Genomic DNA, 20,963 nt, shown 5'->3' on the forward strand with positions numbered 1-20,963 from the left:
CTTAAAGCTCCTGCCGTTGGTTGTCGGGATCGAAGAAGGGCAGCTGCACCACCTCGGCCTGGAGCAGGATGCCACCTTCGACGCGGATCGATATCCGCTGGCCGGGGCGGCTATGGTCGATGCCTGCGTAGGCCAGGCCGATGATCTTGCCCAAGGTTGCGGAGTACTCACAGGAGGTGACGTTGCCGCTGATGTCCGGGCCGTCCAGCACCAGATGCCCTTCAAGCGGCTGCGGGCTGCCCTTGGGCAGGGTGAACCCTACCAATTTGCGTTTCAGCGGCTGGGCTTCGAGGATATCCACCGAGCGCCGGCCGACGAAGAATGGTTTGTTGCGACTGATCGCCCAGCCCATGTCGATTTCCGCCGGGTGGGTCATGCCGTCGGTGTCCTGACTGATTATCACATGGCCTTTTTCCAGGCGTAGCAGGCGTTGGGTTTCCACGCCGAACGGACGGATGTCGTGAGCCTTGCCGGCGCTCATCAGGGCGTCCCAGAGTTGAAGCCCGTAACGCGCCGGGACGTGGATTTCATAGCCCAGTTCGCCGACAAAACCCACTCGCAGCAAACGAGCCTTGATCCCGGCGACTGTACCCTGGCGCACACCCAGATAAGGAAACGCTTCAGCGCTCAGATCCAGATCGGTGCAGACCTGTTCCAGCACCTTGCGCGAGTCAGGGCCCGCGACGTTGACCGCGCAGATGGCCGCGGTGACGTTGGCGACGTCCACATCCAGTCGCCATTGAGCGTTCCACTTGAGCATTTGCTGATAGATCCGGTCGACGCCGCTGGTGGTGGCGGTGACGTAGAAGTGGTTCTCGGCGAACCGTGCGCACACGCCGTCGTCGATCACCACGCCGTGCTCATTGGTCATCAGCGCGTAGCGGGAGCGGCCGATCGGCTGCTTGAGGAACGCAAAGGTGTACATCCGGTTAAGCAGTTCAGCGGCGTCCGGGCCGCGCACATCCAGGCCACCCAGGGTCGAGACATCGATGAGGCCGACCTTGTTGCGCACGTGCAGGGCTTCGGCCTGCATGCATGGCTCGCGATCCTTGGCGCTGCCGTAGTAAGCCGGACGTTGCCAGATGCCCGCGGGCATCATCTTCGCCCCGGCTTGCAGGTGGCGGGCATGCATCGGCGTTTGTCGGTAGGGGTCGAACGCGCGACCGGCGACATGCGCCAGCTTCTCGGCCACAAACGGCGGCCGCGCCGTGGTTACACCGGTTTCGCTGATGTTGCGTTGGGTCGCCCAAGCCACGAGGCGCGCCGTTGGCAGCGCCGAGTGACGACCCTGGGACGGGCCCATGCCCACGGTCGAGTAGCGCTTGACCAATTGCACGTCGCGATAGCCGATTCGGGTGGCGTTGACGATGTCGGCCACTTGCAGGTCCTCGTCGAAGTCGACGAAATCCTTGCCCTTGGGGTGAGGGAAGATCGGCCAGTTGAAGTTGACCCGAGCTTCCGTGCCGAACGGTGCCCGTTGAGCGATGACGTCAAGACCCAGGGCGAGTGCGGCATCGGCACCGGCGTTCACGCCATCGGCGATCACGTTGTCCAGTTGGTGACGACTGTTGACCGAGCCGGCGACCTTCAGATTCTGCGGCAGGCCGCTGAGGGTGAACTCGGCACGCTGATCGTCATAAGCGAGCTTGCCCCCGGCCTGACACAGCAGTTGATAGACCGGCATGTAACCGGCGGACATGCACAGCAAGTCGCAGTCGAAGTGGTGTCCGTTTTCGGCGACCTGACCCTGGGCGGTGATCTTGCGCACGTCGACGCCGGTGACATGGCGCATGCCCTTTGCGTGCAAGGCTTCGTACACCGTGCTACTGCTCAAACAAAGGATCTTGCGTTGCGCCAGTGCACCCGGCAGGGCGGTATTGCCTGGGGCATTGCGCAGGTCCACCACTGCGGCCACTTCCACGCCTTGGTCATGCAGGTCCAGGGCCGCGAGATAACCGTCATCGTTGCCCGTCAGCACCACGGCGCGCTTGCCGGGCTTGACCGCATACAGTTTCATCAACCGTTGCGCAGCACTGGTCAGCATCACGCCCGGCAGGTCGTTGTTGCGGAAGATCACCGGCTGGTCGAAAGAACCGCTGCACACCAGGCACTGGCGGGCGCGAATCTTGTACATACGCTTGCCCTGAATCACCGGCAGGTAGTTGTCGGTGAACCAGGCGTTGCAGGTGGCTTCGGTCAGGATCCGGATATTGGCGTGCTGTTGCACCGCAGCAAGCAGCTCCTGGCGCAGGGCCTGGGCTTTTTTGCCTTCGATGTCGAATCGGCCGTAGGTCAGCGAACCACCGAGAATCGGCTGCTGTTCGATCAGCAACACCTTGGCCCCGGCATTCGCTGCGGTGAGGGCCGCGTGCAGGCCGGCGGGCCCGGCGCCGATCACTGCAAGATCGGTAAACAGATAAGCCTTGTCGTAGTACTCGGGCTGAAATTTCAGGTCGAGTACGCCAAGGCCGGCCTTCTTGCGAATGATCGGTTCCCAGACTTTCCACATGCCTTTGGGTTTGTAGAACGAGCGGTAGTAGAAACCCACCGGCATGAATTTGGAAAACTTGCCCAGATAGGCATCGCGGTCGTTGTCCAGCGAACCGTTGACGTTCTGCGCAGTGACTTGCAAACCGGCGGACAACGCGTGAGCGTCAGCCAATACGTTGGGTTCTTGAGGCAGTTGCACCAGGCTGTTGGCGTCCTGCCCGGCCATGGTCAGCGGGCCGCGCGGGCGATGGTATTTGAACGAACGGGAGATCAGGAAACGTCCGTTGGCCAACAGGGCACTGGCGATGCTGTCGCCTTGCAAGCCCTGATAGCGGTCGCCGTCGAAACTGAAATCCAGCGGCTGATCGCGGTTAATCAGCAGGCCCATCGGTGCGGGTAGGCGGTTCATCCTGCGATCTCCTTAGTGGCTTTGCTGAATTCGACACGGGTGGTGAACAGTTCCCTGGGGTCGAAGGTGCGCAGGATTTCGTCAGTGACAGTGTGCCGCTCCGCGAGAAACCAGTAGCTGGACGGCGTGTGCATCCACCACTCGCGCACCACGCCGGCGAGGTTGTCGGTATTGAACACATAGTCGGCCCATTCGGCATCGCTGCAGCTGACGGGGTCAGGCATCGGCTTGAATTCACCGCCATAGGTGAATTCGCTGATATTGCGCGGCCCGTTGAGCGGGCAATTCATGATTTTCATCGTCCGCTCTCCATCAATGACTGGCCGCCGTGGCGCCCATTTCGTTGACTTGCTGGAAGGTTGAGAAACGTTCGAGGCCGAAGGGTTTGATCAGCTCCGGCACCTTGCCGCCACTGGCCACCAACTCGGCCATGGTCTTGCCGCAGATCGGCGTGGCCTTGAAGCCCCAGGTACCCCAGCCGGCGTCGAGATAGTAATTCTTCACCGGCGACAGGCCCATGATCGGACTGTAATCCGGGGTCATGTCGGTGATGCCGGCCCATTGGCGCATCAGCCTGGCATTGGCCAGGAACGGGAACATCTCGATCGCATGGGCGAGCAGGCTTTCCTTGAGGTCCAGCGTGGAGCGCGTATTGAACAGCGGATAGGGGTCGGAGCCTCCGCCGAAAACCACTTCGCCACGGCTGGTCTGCTGCACATAGCAGTGCAGGGCGGAGGAACTCACCAGTGGATCGAGAAACGGTTTGAACGGCTGGGTGACCATCGCTTGCAGCGGGAAAGTCTGGACCGGCGAACGGATCCCGGCCTTGGCCATCAACAACGAACTGTGCCCGGCAATCGCCTGCACCGCGCAACCGCACTTGATGGTGCCGCGGTTGGTCTTGACCGCGGTGATGGCGCCGTTCTCGATGATCAGGTCCTGGACTTCGGTGAGCTGATGGATTTCCACTCCGCGCTTGGCCGCTTGTTTGGCATAACCCCAGGCCACGGCGTCGTGGCGGGCGGTGGCGCCATCGATGTGCCACAGACCGGCGATCACCGGCAAGTGGCCGGGATCGAGGTTGAGGCTGGGCACCAGTTCGCGGATCTGCTGGCGGTCGATCATCTCGGTACGGCCGCCAAAGTGTTTGTTGACCTCGGCTCGCTGACGGAACGAACGCACCGTGGCATCGGTGTGGGCCAGGGTCAGTTGGCCGCGCTCGGAGTACATGATGTTGAAATCGAATTCGTTGGACAGCGACTGGAACATCCGCACCGACTCGGCATAAAAGCGTACGCCCTCGCTAGTCAGGTAGTTGGAACGGATCACCGCGGTGTTGCGCGCGGTATTGCCGCCACCCAGATAGGACTTTTCCAGCACCGCGATATTGGTGATGCCGTGGTACCTGGCCAGGTAGTAAGCGGTGGCCAGGCCATGGCCGCCGGCACCGATGATCACCACGTCATAGCTCGTTTTGAGTTCCCGTGGCGGCGGCAAATCCACTTCCACCGGGTAGTCCGGACTCAGCCCGTATTTCAATAGATTGAATGGCATAAGGCCTCCGATTGGCTGCGTAGGGCCTGGTGTTGCGCAAGGGCTGCGGTGACAGTGTTTTTCATCAGGAAGGCAATGGTCATGGGGCCGACACCGCCAGGTACCGGGGTGATTGCCGCGACGTGCGTCAGGGCGCTGTCGAAGTTGACGTCGCCCACCAGACGGCTGCGCCCATCGTCTTCGATGCGGTTGATGCCGACGTCGATCACCACGGCACCAGGCTTGAGCCAACTGGCGTCGATCAGTCCTGGGCGACCCACGGCGGCGATGACGATGTCCGCCTGCCGGCACAGAGCCTGCGGATCCGGGCTGCGCGAATGCAGGACGGTCACCGAGCAGTCGGCCTGCAGTAACAACGCTGCCATGGGTTTGCCGACGATGTTCGAGCGGCCGATCACCACCGCGTGCTTACCGCGCAGATCGCCGCAGGTTTGTTCCAGCAAATACAAACAACCACTGGGGGTGCAGGGCGCGAGTACCGTGCGACCCTGGCTGAGGCCGCCGACGTTCTGACTGTGGAACCCATCGACATCCTTGTCTGGTGTGATGGCCTCCAGTGCCCGTAATTCATCGATATGAGCAGGCAGTGGCAGTTGCAGAAGAATGCCGTGGATCGAGCGATCGGCATTCAGTCGGGCGATCAGAATGAGTAACTGTTCAGTGCTGGTGTCCGTGGCGAGCCGATGTTCCAGCGAGCGGATACCCACCTCTTCGGCGCGCAGGATCTTGTTGCGCACGTAGACCTGGCTGGCCGGGTCGCTGCCCACCAGGATCACCGCCAGTGCCGGTTGAATGTCTTGCTCGCGCAGGCGCTCCACGTCCTCGCGGACCTCTACCAGCACGCGGGCGGCGGTGGCTTTGCCGTCGATCAGTTTATGCGTGTTCACCGGAAGATCACCGTTCTGTCCTGATTGAGGAAAACCCGGTGCTCCAGGTGGTACTTGACCGCCTTGGACAGGGCCACGGTTTCGGTGTCACGGCCGGTGGCCACGAGATCGTCGGGCAGGTAGACGTGATCGACGCGCTGGACTTCCTGCTCAATGATCGGTCCCTCATCGAGGTCGCTGGTGACGTAATGAGCGGTGGCGCCAATGAGTTTCACGCCACGCTGGTAGGCCTGGTGATAAGGCTTGGCTCCTTTGAAGCCGGGCAAGAACGAGTGGTGAATGTTGATTGCCCGGCCCGAGAGTTGCCTGCACAGGTCATCAGAGAGGATCTGCATGTAGCGCGCCAACACCACGAGTTCGGTACCGGTATCGTCGACGATCTTCATCAGCTCGGCTTCCTGCCGGGCTTTGGTGTCTTTGGTGACAGGCAGGTAGATGAAGCGGATGCCCTCGCGTTCGGCCATTGGCCGCAAGTCCAGGTGGTTGGAGACGATGGCGGTGATGGTCATGTCCATCTCGCCCTTGTGGTAGCGGTACAGCAGGTCGGTCAGGCAATGGTCGAACTTGCTGACCATCAGCAGCACACGCATCGGCTCGCGGGTGTCGTGCAACTCCCAGGACATGTCGAACGCTTGGGCGACGTCAGCGAAACCGTCCTTGATCTGTTGCAGGTTGCCTTGGTGGCCGTCGTTGAAGCGGAACACTGCGCGCATGAAAAAGCGTCCGCTGAAGTCGTCGTCGAATTGCGCCATCTCCCCGATGTAGCAACCGTTGTCCGCCAGGTAGGTGGTGACGGCAGCGACGATGCCGGACACCGCGGGACAGGTGATCTTGATGATGAAATGGTTTTTTTCGTGTTGCATGACACGTCCTCGGGATGATGGCGGCAGCTCATCGCATAGCGAAAAAAATCATCAACGGACAGCAGGCTCATCCATGAGCGTATTTTCTTGTGGGGAATAAAATATTCCCATTTGTGGCTTTATAGGGGAATGACCACGCCGCGTCCAGCGCTTTTAAGAAAGTTTTTTAACTGGCAGGAAAATACGTGAGGTCGGCATGAGCCGACCTCATGGATTTAAGGCATACGAAGATTTGTGGCGAGGGAGCTTGCTCCCGCTCGAGTGCGCAGCGCTCGCAAAAATTCAGCGGCTGGCGGATTTTTGGGGCCGCTACGCAGCCCAGCGCGAGCAAGCTCGCTCGCCACAGAGGGGCGGGGATTACTCTTTGTCGCTGCCGTAATTCATGATCGACAGCAGGCGGATCGGCACCTGCACCAGTTGCTCGGGGCCGTGGGGGATTTCGCCTTCGAACGTCAGACTGTCGCCAGCTTCCATGCGGTAAAGCTGATTGCCGTGGCGATAGATCAGTTCACCTTCCAGCAGATGAAGGAATTCGGTGCCGGGGTGAGAGAAGGTCGGAAACTCCTCACTCGCGTCATCCATGCTCACCATGTAGGCCTCGAAGCTCTTCTTCGGCCCGCGGGTGTGGTTGAGCAGATGGTAGGTATGGCCTTTCTCGGTGCCACGGCGCACCACTTCCATACCCTGATCAGCCTTGACCAATAACGCGCTGCCGTCCTGCTGGTCGTATTCGCTGAACAATTTCGACAGTGGCAGGCCGAGCACGTCGCACAGACGGCTCAGGGTATCGAGGCTGGTGGACACCTGGGCGTTTTCGATCTTGCTCAACATACCTTGACTGATATCGGCAATCCTGGCCACGTCAGACAATTTCAGGTCCTGCGCCTGGCGTTGACGCTTGATCTGTAAACCCAGGTATTGCTCAAGCTTGAGGCGCGGGGCGGTTTCGGTCGACATAGTCATCAGATCCTGCACACTTTCTGTTCAGTAATATTAGTTTCGCACTGGGAAAGTGCAAATCGCGGTGCTCGGCTCGCATCCATCGGGCTGGTATTCCCACCGGGAAAAGAATTTTCCCATAAATACAGCACAAAAGCGCTTTTCTCGGCACATCGACGTGTCTCTCGCGAATCTGGCAAGGGCCTTGCATTCCTATTGGGAAACTAACTTTCTTTTTAGGAATAAAAAGTCAGTTCAGGCCCATCCAGCTGTTTGCCTTTCGCCAGGAGTGACGAGCAATGTTGCCAGCAGAAACCCAGCGCATCATCGACAAGCACGGGATCAAGTACGTGCTTGCGCAGTTTGTGGATATTCACGGAGCGGCCAAAACCAAGTCGGTGCCGATCTGCGGGCTCAAGACCGTGGCCGAAGAGGGGGCCGGTTTTGCCGGGTTCGCGATCAGCGGCATGGGCATGGAGCCCCACGGACCGGACTTCATGGCCCGCGGTGATTTGTCCACCCTGACCCCGGTGCCCTGGCAACCGGGTTATGGGCGGGTGGTGTGCGTCGGTCACGTCGATGGCAAACCTCATCCCTATGACAGCCGTTATGTGCTGCAGCAACAAGTGCAACGCCTGGAAGATAAGGGCTGGACCCTCAATACCGGTCTGGAGCCCGAATTCAACCTGATGCGTCGCGATGAGCAGGGCAAACTGCAACTGGTCGACCTCAGCGATAACCTGGACAAGCCTTGCTACGACTACAAAGGCCTGTCGCGCTCCCGGGTGTTTCTTGAACGCCTGACCGAAGCCTTGCAGGCAGTGGATTTCGAGGTCTATCAAATCGACCACGAGGACGCCAACGGCCAGTTCGAGATCAACTACACCTACAGCGACGCCATGACCTCGGCGGATCGCTTCACCTTCTTCCGCATGGCTGCCGGCGAGATCGCGAACGACCTGGGCATGATCTGCTCTTTCATGCCCAAGCCTGACCCGAAACGCGCTGGCAACGGCATGCACTTTCACCTGTCGATCAGCAGCTCTGATAACAAAAACCTGTTCCATGACGCCAGCGACCCGAGCGGCATGGGCCTGTCGAAACTGGCCTATCACTTTGCCGCCGGTCTGCTGGCCCATGGCCCGGCGCTGTGTGCCTTCGCTGCGCCGACGGTCAACTCCTACAAGCGTCTGGTGGTGGGCAACTCATTGTCTGGCGCGACCTGGGCGCCGGCCTTTATTGCCTTCGGCGCCAACAACCGTTCGGCCATGGTGCGGGTGCCTTACGGTCGTCTGGAATTCCGCTTGCCGGATGCCGGCTGCAATCCCTATCTGGTCAGCGCCGCGATCATCGCCGCCGGCCTGGATGGCATCGATCGCCAGCTGGAAATCGACCACGTCTGCAATGAGAACCTCTACAGCCTGAGCCTGGAACAGATCGCCGCGCGGGGCATCAAGACCCTGCCGCAATCGCTCAAGGAAGCCTGCGACGCGCTGCAAGCCGATCCGTTGTTCGCCGAGGTGCTCGGCCCGCAGATCGTCGGCGAGTTCATCAAGCTCAAGCGCATGGAGTGGGTGGAATACAGCCGCCACGTCTCCGACTGGGAGATCCAGCGCTACACCGAATTTTTCTGACGCTGTGTTTTGACAACCATTCGGGCACCCGGCACGGCGTCGGGTGTTCAGTGCCTTCGAAGGAGACTTGATATGTGTGGAATCGTAGGTCTTTACCTGAAAAATCCGCAGCTGGAATCCCAGCTCGGCAAGCTGTTTGAACCCATGCTGCAGGCCATGACCGACCGAGGGCCGGACAGTGCCGGCTTTGCCATCTATGGCGATGAAGTGGCCGATGGCTGGGTCAAACTGACCTTGCAGGCGACCACCGAAGCCTTTGACTGGAAAACCCTGATGGGCGAACTGGAAGGGCGCCTCGGCTGTTCTCTGGACTGGTTCCAGAACGCCAGTGCCGCCGTGCTCAAGATCCATGCCGAAGAGGCGCCGGTACGCCTGGCCCTCGCCGAACTGGCGCCGAGCGTACGCATCATGAGCGCCGGCCAAAGCATCGAAATCCTCAAGGGCATGGGCTTGCCCCAGGAAATTTCCCAACGCTTCGGCTTGGCCGGCATGAAGGGCAGCCACATCATCGGCCACACCCGCATGGCCACCGAAAGCGCGGTGACCATGGAAGGCAGCCACCCGTTCTCCACCGGCGCCGACCTGTGCCTGGTGCACAACGGTTCGCTGTCCAACCACTTCCGCCTGCGTCAGGAACTCAAGCGCGAGGGCATTCACTTCGAGACCGACAACGACACTGAAGTCGCCGCCGGCTACCTGACCTGGCGCCTGCAGCAGGGCGACTCGCTGAAGGAGGCGCTGGATCATTCTCTGGAGGACCTGGACGGTTTCTTCACCTTCGCCGTTGGTACTCGCAACGGTTTTGCGGTGATCCGCGACCCGATCGCCTGCAAGCCGGCGATCCTCGCCGAGACCGACGACTACGTGGCCATGGCCTCCGAGTATCAGGCGCTGTCGGGCCTGCCGGGCATCGAACACGCCAGGGTCTGGGAGCCGGCACCGGCCACTATGTACATCTGGGAACGCGAGTCAGCTTAAGGGGCGCACACATGAAAACCATCGATCTTTCCACTGCCACCGTACGTGACCTCAATCAGGCGCTGCACGATCAGGTTGATAACCTGACCGATCACGAGTGGCTGGTGACTCATTCCAACGGCAAGCACAACCTCGCGGTCGGGGTGAACGAAGCCGTGTCCATCGATATCCAGGGCCACGCCGGTTACTACTGCGCGGGCATGAATCAAAAGGCCTCGATCACCGTCCACGGCAACGTTGGTGTCGGTTGCGCGGAGAACATGATGTCCGGCTACGTTCGCGTCAAGGGCAGCGCTTCCCAGGCGGCGGGTGCCACGGCCCATGGCGGCTTGCTGGTGATTGAAGGTGACGCCGGGGCGCGATGCGGGATTTCCATGAAAGGTATCGACATCGTGGTCGGTGGCAGCATCGGCCACATGAGCTGTTTCATGGGCCAGGCTGGTCGCCTCGTGGTCTGCGGTGATGCCGGCGATGCGCTGGGCGATTCGTTGTACGAAACCCACATCTACGTGAAGGGTACCGTCGAGTCCCTGGGCTCGGACTGCATCGAAAAAGAGATGCGTGCCGAGCACCTGCAAGAGCTGCAAGGGCTACTCGACCGCGCTGGTTTCGAGCACGACGCGGCTGACTTCAAGCGCTATGGTTCCGCCCGTCAGTTGTACAACTTCAAAGTCGATAACGCGTCCGCGTACTGATCCGCGCGAGGAGAACAGATATGAGCGACCCAATCAGCCAAAAAGCGGCTCCCGTACTGCGCGAGTCAGCCACCTTCGACCGCCTGACCATCCAGGAAATCCAGCGTGCCGCGGAAACCGGCATCTACGACATTCGCGGCGGCGGTACCAAGCGCAAATTGCCGCACTTCGATGACTTGCTGCTGCTCGGCGCCAGCGTCTCGCGCTACCCGCTGGAAGGCTATCGGGAGAAGTGTGGCACCGATGTAATCCTCGGCAACCGCTTCGCCAAGAAGCCGATCCACCTGAAGATTCCGGTGACCATCGCCGGCATGAGTTTCGGCGCCCTGTCAGCCAATGCCAAGGAAGCCCTGGGCCGTGGCGCGACCATCGCCGGCACCAGCACCACCACCGGCGACGGCGGCATGACCCCGGAAGAACGCGGCCAGTCGCAGCATTTGGTTTATCAGTATTTGCCGTCCCGCTATGGCATGAACCCGGACGATCTGCGCAAGGCCGACGCGATTGAAATCGTCCTGGGGCAGGGCGCCAAACCCGGTGGCGGCGGTATGTTGCTGGGCATGAAAGTCACCGAACGGGTGGCCGGCATGCGCACCTTGCCGATCGGTGTCGACCAGCGCAGCGCCTGCCGTCACCCGGACTGGACCGGGCCGGACGATCTGGCAATCAAGATTGCCGAGATCCGGGAAATCACAGACTGGGAAAAACCGATCTACGTGAAAATCGGCGCGAGCCGACCGTACTACGACGTCAAGCTGGCGGTAAAAGCCGGGGCTGACGTGATTGTGCTCGATGGCATGCAAGGCGGAACTGCAGCGACTCAGGAAGTGTTCATCGAACACGTGGGGATCCCGATTTTGTCGGCCATCCCGCAAGCGGTACAGGCTTTGCAAGAGATGGGCATGCATCGCAAGGTTCAACTGATCGTTTCCGGAGGGATTCGCAATGGTGCCGACGTCGCCAAGGCGATGGCGCTGGGTGCGGATGCGGTGGCCATCGGGACGGCGGCGCTGATTGCCTTGGGCGATAACCATCCACGCCTGGACGAGGAACTGAAGAAAATCGGCTCGGCCGCCGGTTTCTACGATGACTGGCAGAACGGCCGCGACCCGGCCGGTATCACCACGCAGGACCCGGAGCTGTCCAAGCGTCTGGACCCGGTGGAAGGTGGTCGGCGTCTGGCCAATTACCTGCGCGTGCTGGTGCTGGAAGCCCAGACCATGGCCCGGGCCTGCGGCAAGTCGCACCTGCACAACCTCGATCCCGAGGATTTGGTAGCGCTGACGGTGGAGTCGGCGGCCATGGCGCGGGTGCCGCTGGCGGGGACCAGCTGGATTCCGGGATCCGGTACCGGTTACTGAGAAACCCTGTGGCGAGGGAGCTTGCTCCCGCTCGAGTGCGCAGCACTCGCAAAGATTTTTGGGACCGCTTCGCAGCCCAGCGTCGGAACGCCGCCCGGAGCAAGCTCGCTCGCCACAGATTGAGGGGCCCGCCAAGAGGCCCATGAAATAACAACTGCTCGCTGCCAGACACCTACCATTCCTTTGCAGGAGCTTTGAACATGGTCAATCGTCTTCTCGGCAAATCCCTTCTGGTCTTATTGGCGGCCGGCGCACTCGCGCCGCTCGCCCAGGCGGGTGACGCACCCACATTGAACACCGGCAGCACCGCCTGGATGGTCACTGCCGCGGTGCTGGTGCTGTTCATGTGTCTGCCGGGCCTCGCATTGTTTTACGGCGGTCTGGTACGGGCGAAAAACATGCTTTCGCTGTTTACCCAGTGCTTTGGCATCGCCGGCCTGGTCGGCGTGCTGTGGGTGATCTATGGCTACAGCATGGTGGTCGACAGCACCGGTATGGTTGAGGGGCAGGTGACGTTCAACAGTTTCGTCGGTGGTTTGAGCCGGGCTTTTCTGGCCGGCATGACCCCCGATAGCCTGGTCGGCGACATCCCGGAAGGCGTGTTTGTCACCTTCCAGATGACCTTCGCGATCATTACCCCGGCGCTGATTGCCGGTGCATTCGCCGAGCGCATGAAGTTCTCGGCAGCGCTGTGGTTCATGGCGCTGTGGTTCACTCTGGTTTATGCGCCTGTCGCCCATATGGTCTGGGGTGGTTCTGGCGCCTTGATGCATAACTGGGGCGTTCTCGACTTTGCCGGTGGCACTGCGGTGCATATCAATGCTGGCGTTGCCGCGTTGGCCGCGTGCCTGATTCTCGGCAAGCGCAAGGGCTACCAGAATACGCCGATGCCGGCCCACAACCTGAGCCTGACCATGGCCGGTGCGGCGATGCTCTGGGTGGGCTGGTTCGGCTTCAACATCGGTTCCGGCGGCGGCCTCAACGGGACTTCTGGCATCGTCATGCTTAACACCCAACTGGGCGCCTGTGCCGGGATTCTTGGCTGGATGTTCACCGAGTGGTTCAAGGTCGGCAAGCCGAGTGCTTTGGGCCTGGCCAGCGGTGCTTTGGCCGGTTTGGTCGGCATTACTCCGGCGTGTGCGTATGTGGGCGTAGGCGGTGCGTTGGCCATCGGTCTGCTGTGCGGGGTGTTCTGCTACTTGAGCGTCACTGTGCTGAAACGCCGCTTCGGGTATGACGACAGCCTCGACGTGTTTGGCTTGCACGGCATCGGCGGAATGATCGGCGCGGTGTTGACGGGCGTGTTCTGCGTACCGTCCCTGGGCGGGCTGGTTGAAGGCGTGACCATGGGTGGACAGGTGTTGGCACAAATCAAGGGCGTGCTGTTGACGACGGTTTACTGCTTTGCCATCAGTTGGATCATTCTCAAGGTGATCAACGCCGTCATCGGCTTGCGCGCCGATGAATCGGTGGAGGAGATGGGCCTGGATCTGGCCGAGCACAACGAGAGTGCCTACAACCACTGATCGTTACTGCTGAACATTGTAGGAGGCAGGAGCGAGCTTGCTCGCGATGGTCGTTAACGATGACGCGTGGTTACTGGTTAAACGCGGCGCTATCGAGTCCATCGCGAGCAAGCTCGCTCCTACATCAACGCCACACCGTCCGGCAGCGGCTCGCGCGCCCGGGCAGCACGCTGTAGCTGGCTGGCGATCAGGGTGTTCTTCAGTAAATACGCAATGGTCATCGGCCCGACACCCCCTGGCACCGGTGTGATCGCACGGGCAACAGTGCGCGCACTGGCGTAGTCGACATCGCCCACCAAGTGATTGCCGGATTCGTCGGCAATGCGATTGATGCCGACATCGATCACCACCGCTCCGGGTTTGAGCCAGCTGGCATCGATCAGATGTGGCCGACCCACCGCCGCAACCACGATGTCCGCCAACCTGCACAACGCCGGTGCATCGACGCTGCGCGAGTGCACCACGCTGACCGAGCAGTTGGCCTGCAACAACAAGGTTGCCATGGGTTTGCCGACAATGTTCGAACGACCGACGACCACCGCGTGCAAGCCGCTCAAGTCACCGCAGGTTTCGTGCAGCAGACGCATGCAGCCGCTGGGTGTGCAGGGTGTCAGCACTTCGATGCCTTGCACCAGGCCGCCGACGTTTTCCCGATGAAAACCGTCTACGTCCTTGATCGGATCAATGGCATGAATCACCGCTCCCTCGTCGATATGGGCCGGCAATGGCAGCTGCACCAGGATGCCGTTCACGGCGACGTCGGCGTTCAGTTGCGTAATCAGTTCCAGCACTTGCGCCTGGCTGGCGGTTTCCGGCAGACGGTATTCAAGGGAGTGGATCCCGACGTCCCTGGCCCGCAGCAGTTTGTTGCGCACGTAGACCTCGCTGGCCGGGTCTTCACCGACCAGCAGCACGGCCAGGGCGGGGTAAATCTGCTGTCCGGCCAGGACCAGAACCTCTTCTCGAACTTCGTCGAGAACCTGGGCAGATATGGCTTTGCCGTCGATGACGCGGGCAAGTGCAGGGGTGGTGCTGATCAAAAGAGTCACCGTCGTCTTGATTGATAGGGGGGCGAAGTGATCATCGAAGCGTCGTTGCGCCCCGATGATCCATCAGAGACCTGCAGGCAAGGGCGCTCAGACTACCAGTTGATGGCAACCGTACACCACCAGTACACCCGCGATCAGCGTGGCATAAGGCAACCAGCCGGCGCGTTTTTGACCGGCATCGGCTTGAATGTACAGGTCGCTGAGCATCGCTTCAGGGAAGCGCCCTTTGTCCTGCACGTAGTGGCGGTAGCAGAACACCGGAAGAATCAACAGCGCCAGCAACAGGCCGGTCACCAGTGTGCCGGCGCCCCAGATATCGGCACCCAGCCCCATGCACGCCAGGTTGACGAAGCTCAGTACGCCACCCGCGGCCAATAGTACGGTCGGGGCCTTGTACGGGCGTATCCAGTCGGGACGGTCCAGGCGATGGATCCAGCCGGCATTGAGGTTGAGGAAGTTGAAGATGATGTAGCTGACGTTGGACGCGGCCAGCACGAACACATAATCGGACATCAGCAACAGCAGCAGGTTGAACGACAAGTCGGTCCACATCGCTGCGGTAGGCGCGCCGTGTTCGTTGGTGCGGCCCAGGTATTTCGGCAGCCAGCCATCGACCGACGCCTGATACAGGGTGCGCGAGGAGCCGGACATCGAGGTCATGATTGCCAGCAGCGTGGCCAGGACCAACATGATCAGCACGATGTTGGCCACCAGCTCGCCGCCGCCGATGCTGTCCGCCATGACCTGCCCGACGCCCATGCCGCTGTAGATCGCGGGTGACAGCAGACCGCTGTAGACCGCCGGTGTGACCACCGCGCCGCTGGCATCGAGCACCGCCGGGGTCACTAGCTGCCCGAGACCCAGGCTGCCTTGAAACGCCAGGGGCACCAGGGTGAACACCAGAATGCACAGCAGGCCGGCGTAGAAGATCGCCTTGAAGGTGTCACGCTTGGGGTCCTTGAATTCCCGGGTGTAGCACACGGCGGTTTCGAAGCCGTAAGTGGACCATGCGGCCATGAACAGGCCGCCGGCCATCAACGACCAGCCGGATATGTCCCAAGGCCCGTCGATCACTTGCCCGGCCGCATCATGGGCCAGCGGGTACAGGGGCAGGAAGTTGGCCTGGGCCGCGTCCCCGGTGAGCAACGGCACCACACCCACCAGCAACAGAGGAATCAGCGAGGTCACGCCAAGCACCAGAGTCAGGCGTGCCGAGCGCAAGATGCCGCCATGCTGCACGGCGAACACCGTCAGTAAAATCAACAGGCCGATGGCGAACGTCGCGTTGATCCGTAGCGACAGGCCACTCTTGACCCAGCCCAGGTCAAGCAGGGTCAGTTGCCAGGTATTGATCAGCGCATCGGCGGGGAACAATGCGGTGAGGATGTAACCGGCTGCCAATCCCGAGCCAATGGACAAAACCGGCGACCAGGCCAGCCAGTTGCACCACACCGAAACCGGTGCGATCAGCTTGCTGTAGCGCACCCAGGCGACTGCACCGTAAACCGAGGCGCCACCGGATTTGTGTGGGAACAACCCGGCGATTTCGGCATAGGTGAAGGCCTGGATGAAGCCGAACAGGATCGATACGATCCAGACGATCCAGGCCGGTTTGCCGACCGTGGCGGCAATCGCGCCGATAGAGAACAGCACCAGGGCCGGCACGCCACTGGCGACCCAGAACGCCCCGCGCCAATCGATCTTGCGGTGCAGGCTGCCCACTGAACCGGCGGCCTGCGGTACGGCCTCGAACGTAGTCGCTTCCATCTTCGTATTCCCATGTCTGAGTAGATCTGGCCCTGCAGGAGCCGGCTTGCCGGCGGTGGCATTCTTGAGCCCTGCACGAGCCGTGAGGACGCCTTCGCTGGCAAGCCAGCTCCTACAGGTGCGGGTATGGGCAGAAAAAAATGTGTGTGCAGTCGATCAACTGCGTACCCGGCTCTTGTCCGGGTCGTAGAAAATCGCTGCGGTGACCGTGGCGCTGATGCGCTTCTGCAGGCCATCGACTTTGCCGATCTCAAGCGTCGTGCCGACGTCGGCGCAGGCCACGTCGACCCGGCACAGCGCGATATTGCTGGCCAGCAGCGGCGAGCGGCAGGCACTGGTGATGACCCCGACCTGGGCCCGGCCGCGATACACCGGGTCTCCATGGTGGGCGCCTTCGTTGCCGCTCAGTTGCAGGCCCACCAGCTTGTGAGCGGGGTGGGCGCTGCGCCGCAACAGTGCATCGCGGCCGATGAAATCGTCGGTTTTGCTTTTCATCGGCACAGAAAAGCCGATACCCGCCTCGAAAGGATCGGTCTGGTCGCTGAACTCGTAGCCGGCGAAAATCAGCCCGGCTTCGATACGCAGCATGTCCAGCGCTTCCAGGCCCAACGGCACCAGGCCCAAGGGTTGGCCCAGCGCCCAGATCCGGTCCCAGACCCGCTCGGCATCCTCAGGCTGGCACCAGACTTCGTAGCCCAGTTCACCGGTGTAGCCGGTGCGCGAGATCATGAGCGGGCAGCCGTCGTAACCGTCCAGGCGTCCTACCAGAAAACGGAACCAGCCCAGGGTTTCCAGACTCGGCTGGTTGGGCGCGGTCCAGACCATTTGCTTGAGCAGCTCGCGGCTCATCGGGCCTTGCACCGCCAGGTTATGAATCTGCTCGCTGGCGGACTTGATCCAGACCTTCATGCCGAGTTTTTGCGCCTGTTCGCGCAGCCACACCCCGGCGTAGTCTTCGCCGCAGATCCAGCGGAAATTGTCCGGGCCCAGGCGCAGCAGGGTACCGTCGTCGAGCATGCCGCCGTGTTCGTGGCACATCGCCGAGTACACCACTTGACCGACCGCCAGGCGCCGCACGTCGCGGGTCAGGCAGTATTGCAACAAGGCTTCGGCGTCGGGGCCGATGATTTCGAATTTGCGCAGGGCGGTCAGGTCCATCACCGCCACTCGCTCGCGGCAACCGAGATATTCCTCGATCGCGCCATAGCCGTCATAGCGCAGCGGCAGCCACCAGTTGCGGTAGTCGACGAAGCTGCCGGTCAAGGCGCTGGTGCGTGAGTGGAACGCGGACTCACGGGTCAGAATCGGGTCGGCATCGGCCGTGGTTCGGGTGCTCATGGCGATGGAAAAACGCTCCTTTTCGCTGTAGACGCGGATATGGATATCGGTCGGGTCCCAGCCATTGGCCGGGTCGATGTCGTCCGGGCACGAAGTGCTGCCGCACAGCAGATCGGTCATGGCCCGCAGCAGCACGTAATCGCCGGGACGCGACCAGGGTTCGTCCAGGGTCATCTGCTGGTGCGAGTCGATTCCGGTGTTGAAGAAGAAATTGATTGCCGGCCAGCCGCCCCGGGCCTTGATCCCATGGGGTGCCAGGACCTGGCTGAGGTTGTCACTGCAGTTGTCGTGCCCGAAGTAGCCTTGGCTCTCGTAGTAGCGTGCGGCGCAGGCCAGGGCGAAAGAGTCGTGGCGGCCGACGGTGTCGCGCACCACCTCCAGCATCGGCTGCATCTGCCGGTCGAAGAACTTCGAGAACAGCCCCGGTGCCGGGTAGGCGCTGCCGTTCAGCGTGCGGGTGACGGTCTGGTCCAGGTCCAGTTCCAGACCGCGATCCAGTGCCCGTCGATCCAGAGCGACGAAGTCCGAGCACTGGCGACCGGCGACATCCAGCACTTGCACATACTGGCCTTTGCCAACGGTGTAACTGTGGGCGGTGCCGGCGCTAACGGTGAATTCGTCAATTAACTCGCCCAGGGGTTCAGGCAGTGTCGGGAGCAGCAGCGGCGAGGGATTGGCCCGTGTCACCCACAACCTCAGTTCGCTGGGCCGATACTGCCGGTCGACCGCCGTTGGCCCGGCGGGCGCAGCGACAATCACCAGCAGTTCATCACTGGCGATAAAGTGGCGGCTGAAGTTGGCGGGGCGGTCCTCGTCCCAGAGTGAGATGGCGCTGGGCAGATGGTGCGGATCAATCCCGCGCCGGCTCAAGGCCTGGTTGATGCGCCGAGCCTGCACGGTCGATTCGCCGAGCCGTGCGCCGATGAACCCGCAGGCCGCCGAACCGCTCAACGCCCAGGCCGCCAGCACGCTGCGACCGTTGGCGTCCACTGCCAGCAATTCACAGGGTTGCTGCCCTTCCAGGTCGATCACTTGCAGGCTGTCGCCGGGCTGCAAGGCCACTAGCGTCAGGCCACCGGCGGCCACCCGATAGCGCTCCAGGGCCGGGGCCCGGGCAAAGAGTCCGGGCTCGCGCGGGCGGGAAACACGAGGTGCGTTCATGGTCAGGCTCCCGGGTCAACCGATCGATTTGACGGACATCGGCGCTTCAGCGAGGTACGCCGCCATGGAATCGTCAAGGGCATGCAGCCAGGGTGTGTGGTGGGCTGGCGACTGGGTGCCGGTCATCAGCGATCGGTAGGACTTGTCGCGGTACCCCATGATGTTGTGGGCCTTGTCGTGCTTCCAGTGCAGGAAGGTGTCGTTGACCGCGGCGATATCGAAGTTCGGATAGTCGGTGGCGTCCACCAGTTGCTGGATATAGGCGCCCTGGTATTCGAACATCTGCTGGTTGGTTTCGAGCTGCTGTTCACGGGTATGCCATTGCAGACTATCGGCGGCCCTTTGTGCCTGGTCGGGCAGAGTGATGCGTTGCAGGATCACGTCGCGGGCGTACCAGGCCTGGGCGTCGAACATGTTGAACGAGTACCACTGGTCCTGCATGCCGAGGTAGATCAGTTGCGGGTTGGGCTCCCAGAAAATGCCTTTGTACAGGTTCATCGGCCATAGCCGGTTGTCGGTCTTGAGGCACAGTTCGTCCGGCAGGAAGGGGAAGTGATGTTTGTAGCCGGTGCACAGGATCACCGCATCGATGTGCTTGTGGGTGCCGTCGATAAAGTACGCGCGGTTTTTTTCCAGACGCTGCAACAGCGGTTTTTCTTCCCAGTTGGCGGGCCAGTCATAGCCCATGGGCGCAGTGCGGTAGCAACTGGTGATGCTGCGGGCGCCGTACTTGTAGCACTGGGAACCGATGTCTTCGGCGGAATAGCTGCTGCCGACGATCAGCAGATCCTTGCCCTTGAACTCCAGCGCCTCGCGGAAATCATGGGCGTGCAGGATACGCCCGCCGAACTGCTCGAATCCTGGGAAGTACGGCATCTTCGGCGTCGAAAAGTGCCCGCAGGCGTTGATCACATAGTCGAACTCTTCCGAGGTCCGGGTATCGCTGCCGTGGTCGTGGGCGACCACCGTGAAGCGGCGCGTCTCTTCGTCAAAGGTGACCTGGCGCACCACGTTGTTGAAACGGATGTAGTCGCGAACCCCGGCTTTTTCGACGCGGCCCTTGATGTAGTCCCACAGCACTTCCCGGGGGGGATAGGAGCCGATGGGGCGGCCAAAATGCTCTTCGAAGGTGTAGTCGGCGAACTCCAGGCATTCCTTTGGGCCGTTCGACCAGAGGTAGCGGTACATGCTGCCGTGCACCGGTTCGCCGTTCTCGTCCAGGCCGGTGCGCCAGGTGTAATTCCACATGCCACCCCAGTCTTGCTGTTTTTCATAGCAGACCAGTTCCGGGATGGGCGTTCCCTGGTCCCTGGCCGATTGAAATGCCCGCAGTTGAGCCATGCCGCAAGGGCCGGCGCCGATGATTGCAACGCGTGTGGTCATGGTCGTATCTCGTGGCTATGTTTCGTGTCTGAGGATCGGAAAAGGGCTTGCTCAGCGAAAGATCACCGTCTTGTCCTGGTTGATGAACACCCGGTGTTCCAGGTGGTATTTCAGGGCTTTGGAAAGGGCGACGGTTTCGGTGTCGCGGCCGATGGCAACCAGCGAGTCGGGCAGGTGGGTATGGTCGACCCGCTGGATTTCCTGCTCGATGATCGGCCCCTCGTCGAGGTCGCTGGTGACGTAGTGGGCGGTGGCGCCGATCAGCTTCACGCCACGGTCGTAGGCCTGGTGATAGGGCTTGGCGCCCTTGAAACCGGGCAGGAACGAGTGATGGATGTTGATGGCCCGACCGGACAGCTGCTGGCACAGTCCGTCGGACAGGATCTGCATGTAGCGCGCGAGCACCACCAGGTCGGTCTGGGTGTCTTCGACGATGCGCATCAACTCGGCTTCCTGGCTGGCCTTGCTGTCCTTGGTGATCGGCAGGTAGATGAAGCGAATGCCTTCGCGTTCGGCCATGGCTCGCAGGTCCAGGTGGTTGGAGACCACGGCGGTGATGTGCATGTCCATCTCGCCTTTGCGGTGGCGGTACAGCAGGTCGGTCAGGCAGTGGTCGAACTTGCTGACCATCAGCAGCACCCGGGTCGGCTGACGGCTGCAGAACAGCTGCCACTGCATGTCGAAGCCGCCGGCCAGGTCGCCCAGATCCTCGCGCAGGGCACCGACATCGCCCGTCACGCCGGTGTTGAAGCGGAACACCGCGCGCATGAAAAACTGCCCGGTGAACTCGTCGTCGAATTGCGCCAGCTCGCTGATGTAGCACTGCTGTCCGGCCAGGCAGGTGGTGATTGCGGCCACGATGCCGGACGCTGCCGGGCAATTGATCTTGAGAATGTAATGTTCGTTGGAAGTGTCCATCGAAGGCCCCT

Annotated in this window: 16 protein-coding genes; 5 read left to right on the forward strand and 11 right to left on the reverse strand. The window is 61.4% G+C overall.

What is annotated here, in order from left to right; translation table 11 throughout:
* Window position 1 precedes the first annotated feature (1 nt).
* The 6 genes from KGA81_RS17275 to KGA81_RS17300 form a co-directional block, all read right to left on the reverse strand.
* A complete protein-coding gene (locus tag KGA81_RS17275) occupies window positions 2–2,899 on the reverse strand; it encodes a 2Fe-2S iron-sulfur cluster-binding protein (RefSeq protein WP_223547381.1) in 2,898 nt (965 codons plus the stop codon).
* Window positions 2,896–3,198: a sarcosine oxidase subunit delta gene (locus tag KGA81_RS17280; protein WP_223547382.1), complete on the reverse strand. Its 303-nt coding sequence runs from the start codon at window positions 3,196–3,198 to the stop codon at window positions 2,896–2,898. The genes KGA81_RS17275 and KGA81_RS17280 overlap by 4 nt, the downstream gene beginning before the upstream one ends.
* 13 nt (window positions 3,199–3,211) lie before the next feature.
* Complete coding sequence (locus tag KGA81_RS17285) at window positions 3,212–4,453, reverse strand: FAD-dependent oxidoreductase (RefSeq protein ID WP_223547383.1); 1,242 nt, start codon at window positions 4,451–4,453, stop codon at window positions 3,212–3,214.
* Window positions 4,435–5,340, reverse strand: a complete 906-nt coding sequence (folD, locus tag KGA81_RS17290; protein ID WP_223547384.1) for a bifunctional methylenetetrahydrofolate dehydrogenase/methenyltetrahydrofolate cyclohydrolase FolD — start codon at window positions 5,338–5,340, stop codon at window positions 4,435–4,437. The genes KGA81_RS17285 and folD overlap by 19 nt, the downstream gene beginning before the upstream one ends.
* Entirely contained in the window at window positions 5,337–6,203 is an 867-nt protein-coding gene (purU, locus tag KGA81_RS17295; protein WP_223547385.1) for a formyltetrahydrofolate deformylase, read from the reverse strand. The genes folD and purU (KGA81_RS17295) overlap by 4 nt, the downstream gene beginning before the upstream one ends.
* A gap of 357 nt (window positions 6,204–6,560) precedes the next feature.
* Window positions 6,561–7,160, reverse strand: coding sequence for a helix-turn-helix domain-containing protein (locus KGA81_RS17300; protein WP_223547386.1), 600 nt, complete (start codon window positions 7,158–7,160; stop codon window positions 6,561–6,563).
* 281 nt (window positions 7,161–7,441) lie between these two features.
* On the opposite strand from KGA81_RS17300, the gene glnT reads away from it, so the two are divergent.
* From glnT to KGA81_RS17325, 5 genes are all read left to right on the forward strand, one after another.
* Window positions 7,442–8,776: a type III glutamate--ammonia ligase gene (glnT, locus tag KGA81_RS17305; RefSeq protein ID WP_223547387.1), complete on the forward strand. Its 1,335-nt coding sequence runs from the start codon at window positions 7,442–7,444 to the stop codon at window positions 8,774–8,776.
* A 72-nt stretch (window positions 8,777–8,848) separates the two neighbouring features.
* Entirely contained in the window at window positions 8,849–9,754 is a 906-nt protein-coding gene (locus KGA81_RS17310) for a class II glutamine amidotransferase (protein WP_223547388.1), read from the forward strand.
* An 11-nt stretch (window positions 9,755–9,765) separates the two neighbouring features.
* Window positions 9,766–10,449, forward strand: a complete 684-nt coding sequence (locus tag KGA81_RS17315) for a protein glxC (RefSeq protein WP_223547389.1) — start codon at window positions 9,766–9,768, stop codon at window positions 10,447–10,449.
* Between the two features lie 20 nt (window positions 10,450–10,469).
* Window positions 10,470–11,810, forward strand: coding sequence for an FMN-binding glutamate synthase family protein (locus tag KGA81_RS17320; RefSeq protein WP_223547390.1), 1,341 nt, complete (start codon window positions 10,470–10,472; stop codon window positions 11,808–11,810).
* Window positions 11,811–12,010: 200 nt separating this feature from the next.
* Window positions 12,011–13,336 (forward strand): ammonium transporter, encoded by a 1,326-nt coding sequence (locus tag KGA81_RS17325; protein WP_223547391.1) that lies wholly within the window; start codon window positions 12,011–12,013, stop codon window positions 13,334–13,336.
* A gap of 119 nt (window positions 13,337–13,455) precedes the next feature.
* Here the strand turns inward: KGA81_RS17325 and KGA81_RS17330 are convergent, their stop codons facing one another.
* The 5 genes from KGA81_RS17330 to purU (KGA81_RS17350) all read right to left on the reverse strand — a co-directional run bounded on the left by KGA81_RS17330 (window position 13,456) and on the right by purU (KGA81_RS17350) (window position 20,952).
* Window positions 13,456–14,376, reverse strand: a complete 921-nt coding sequence (locus KGA81_RS17330; RefSeq protein ID WP_223547392.1) for a bifunctional 5,10-methylenetetrahydrofolate dehydrogenase/5,10-methenyltetrahydrofolate cyclohydrolase — start codon at window positions 14,374–14,376, stop codon at window positions 13,456–13,458.
* A gap of 96 nt (window positions 14,377–14,472) precedes the next feature.
* Window positions 14,473–16,152: an APC family permease gene (locus KGA81_RS17335; RefSeq protein ID WP_223547393.1), complete on the reverse strand. Its 1,680-nt coding sequence runs from the start codon at window positions 16,150–16,152 to the stop codon at window positions 14,473–14,475.
* A 156-nt stretch (window positions 16,153–16,308) separates the two neighbouring features.
* The gene (locus tag KGA81_RS17340; RefSeq protein ID WP_223547394.1) at window positions 16,309–18,651 is read right to left on the reverse strand and encodes a DUF1989 domain-containing protein; all 2,343 of its coding nucleotides are present in this window, start codon (window positions 18,649–18,651) and stop codon (window positions 16,309–16,311) included.
* Between the two features lie 15 nt (window positions 18,652–18,666).
* The gene (locus KGA81_RS17345) at window positions 18,667–20,034 is read right to left on the reverse strand and encodes an NAD(P)-binding domain-containing protein (RefSeq protein WP_223547395.1); all 1,368 of its coding nucleotides are present in this window, start codon (window positions 20,032–20,034) and stop codon (window positions 18,667–18,669) included.
* A gap of 51 nt (window positions 20,035–20,085) precedes the next feature.
* Window positions 20,086–20,952, reverse strand: coding sequence for a formyltetrahydrofolate deformylase (gene purU / locus KGA81_RS17350; RefSeq protein ID WP_223547396.1), 867 nt, complete (start codon window positions 20,950–20,952; stop codon window positions 20,086–20,088).
* Window positions 20,953–20,963 lie beyond the last annotated feature (11 nt).

Origin of the sequence: Pseudomonas sp. A-B-19 (assembly GCF_019947515.1) — a bacterium.
In the GTDB taxonomy this organism is placed as follows: Bacteria; Pseudomonadota; Gammaproteobacteria; order Pseudomonadales; family Pseudomonadaceae; genus Aquipseudomonas.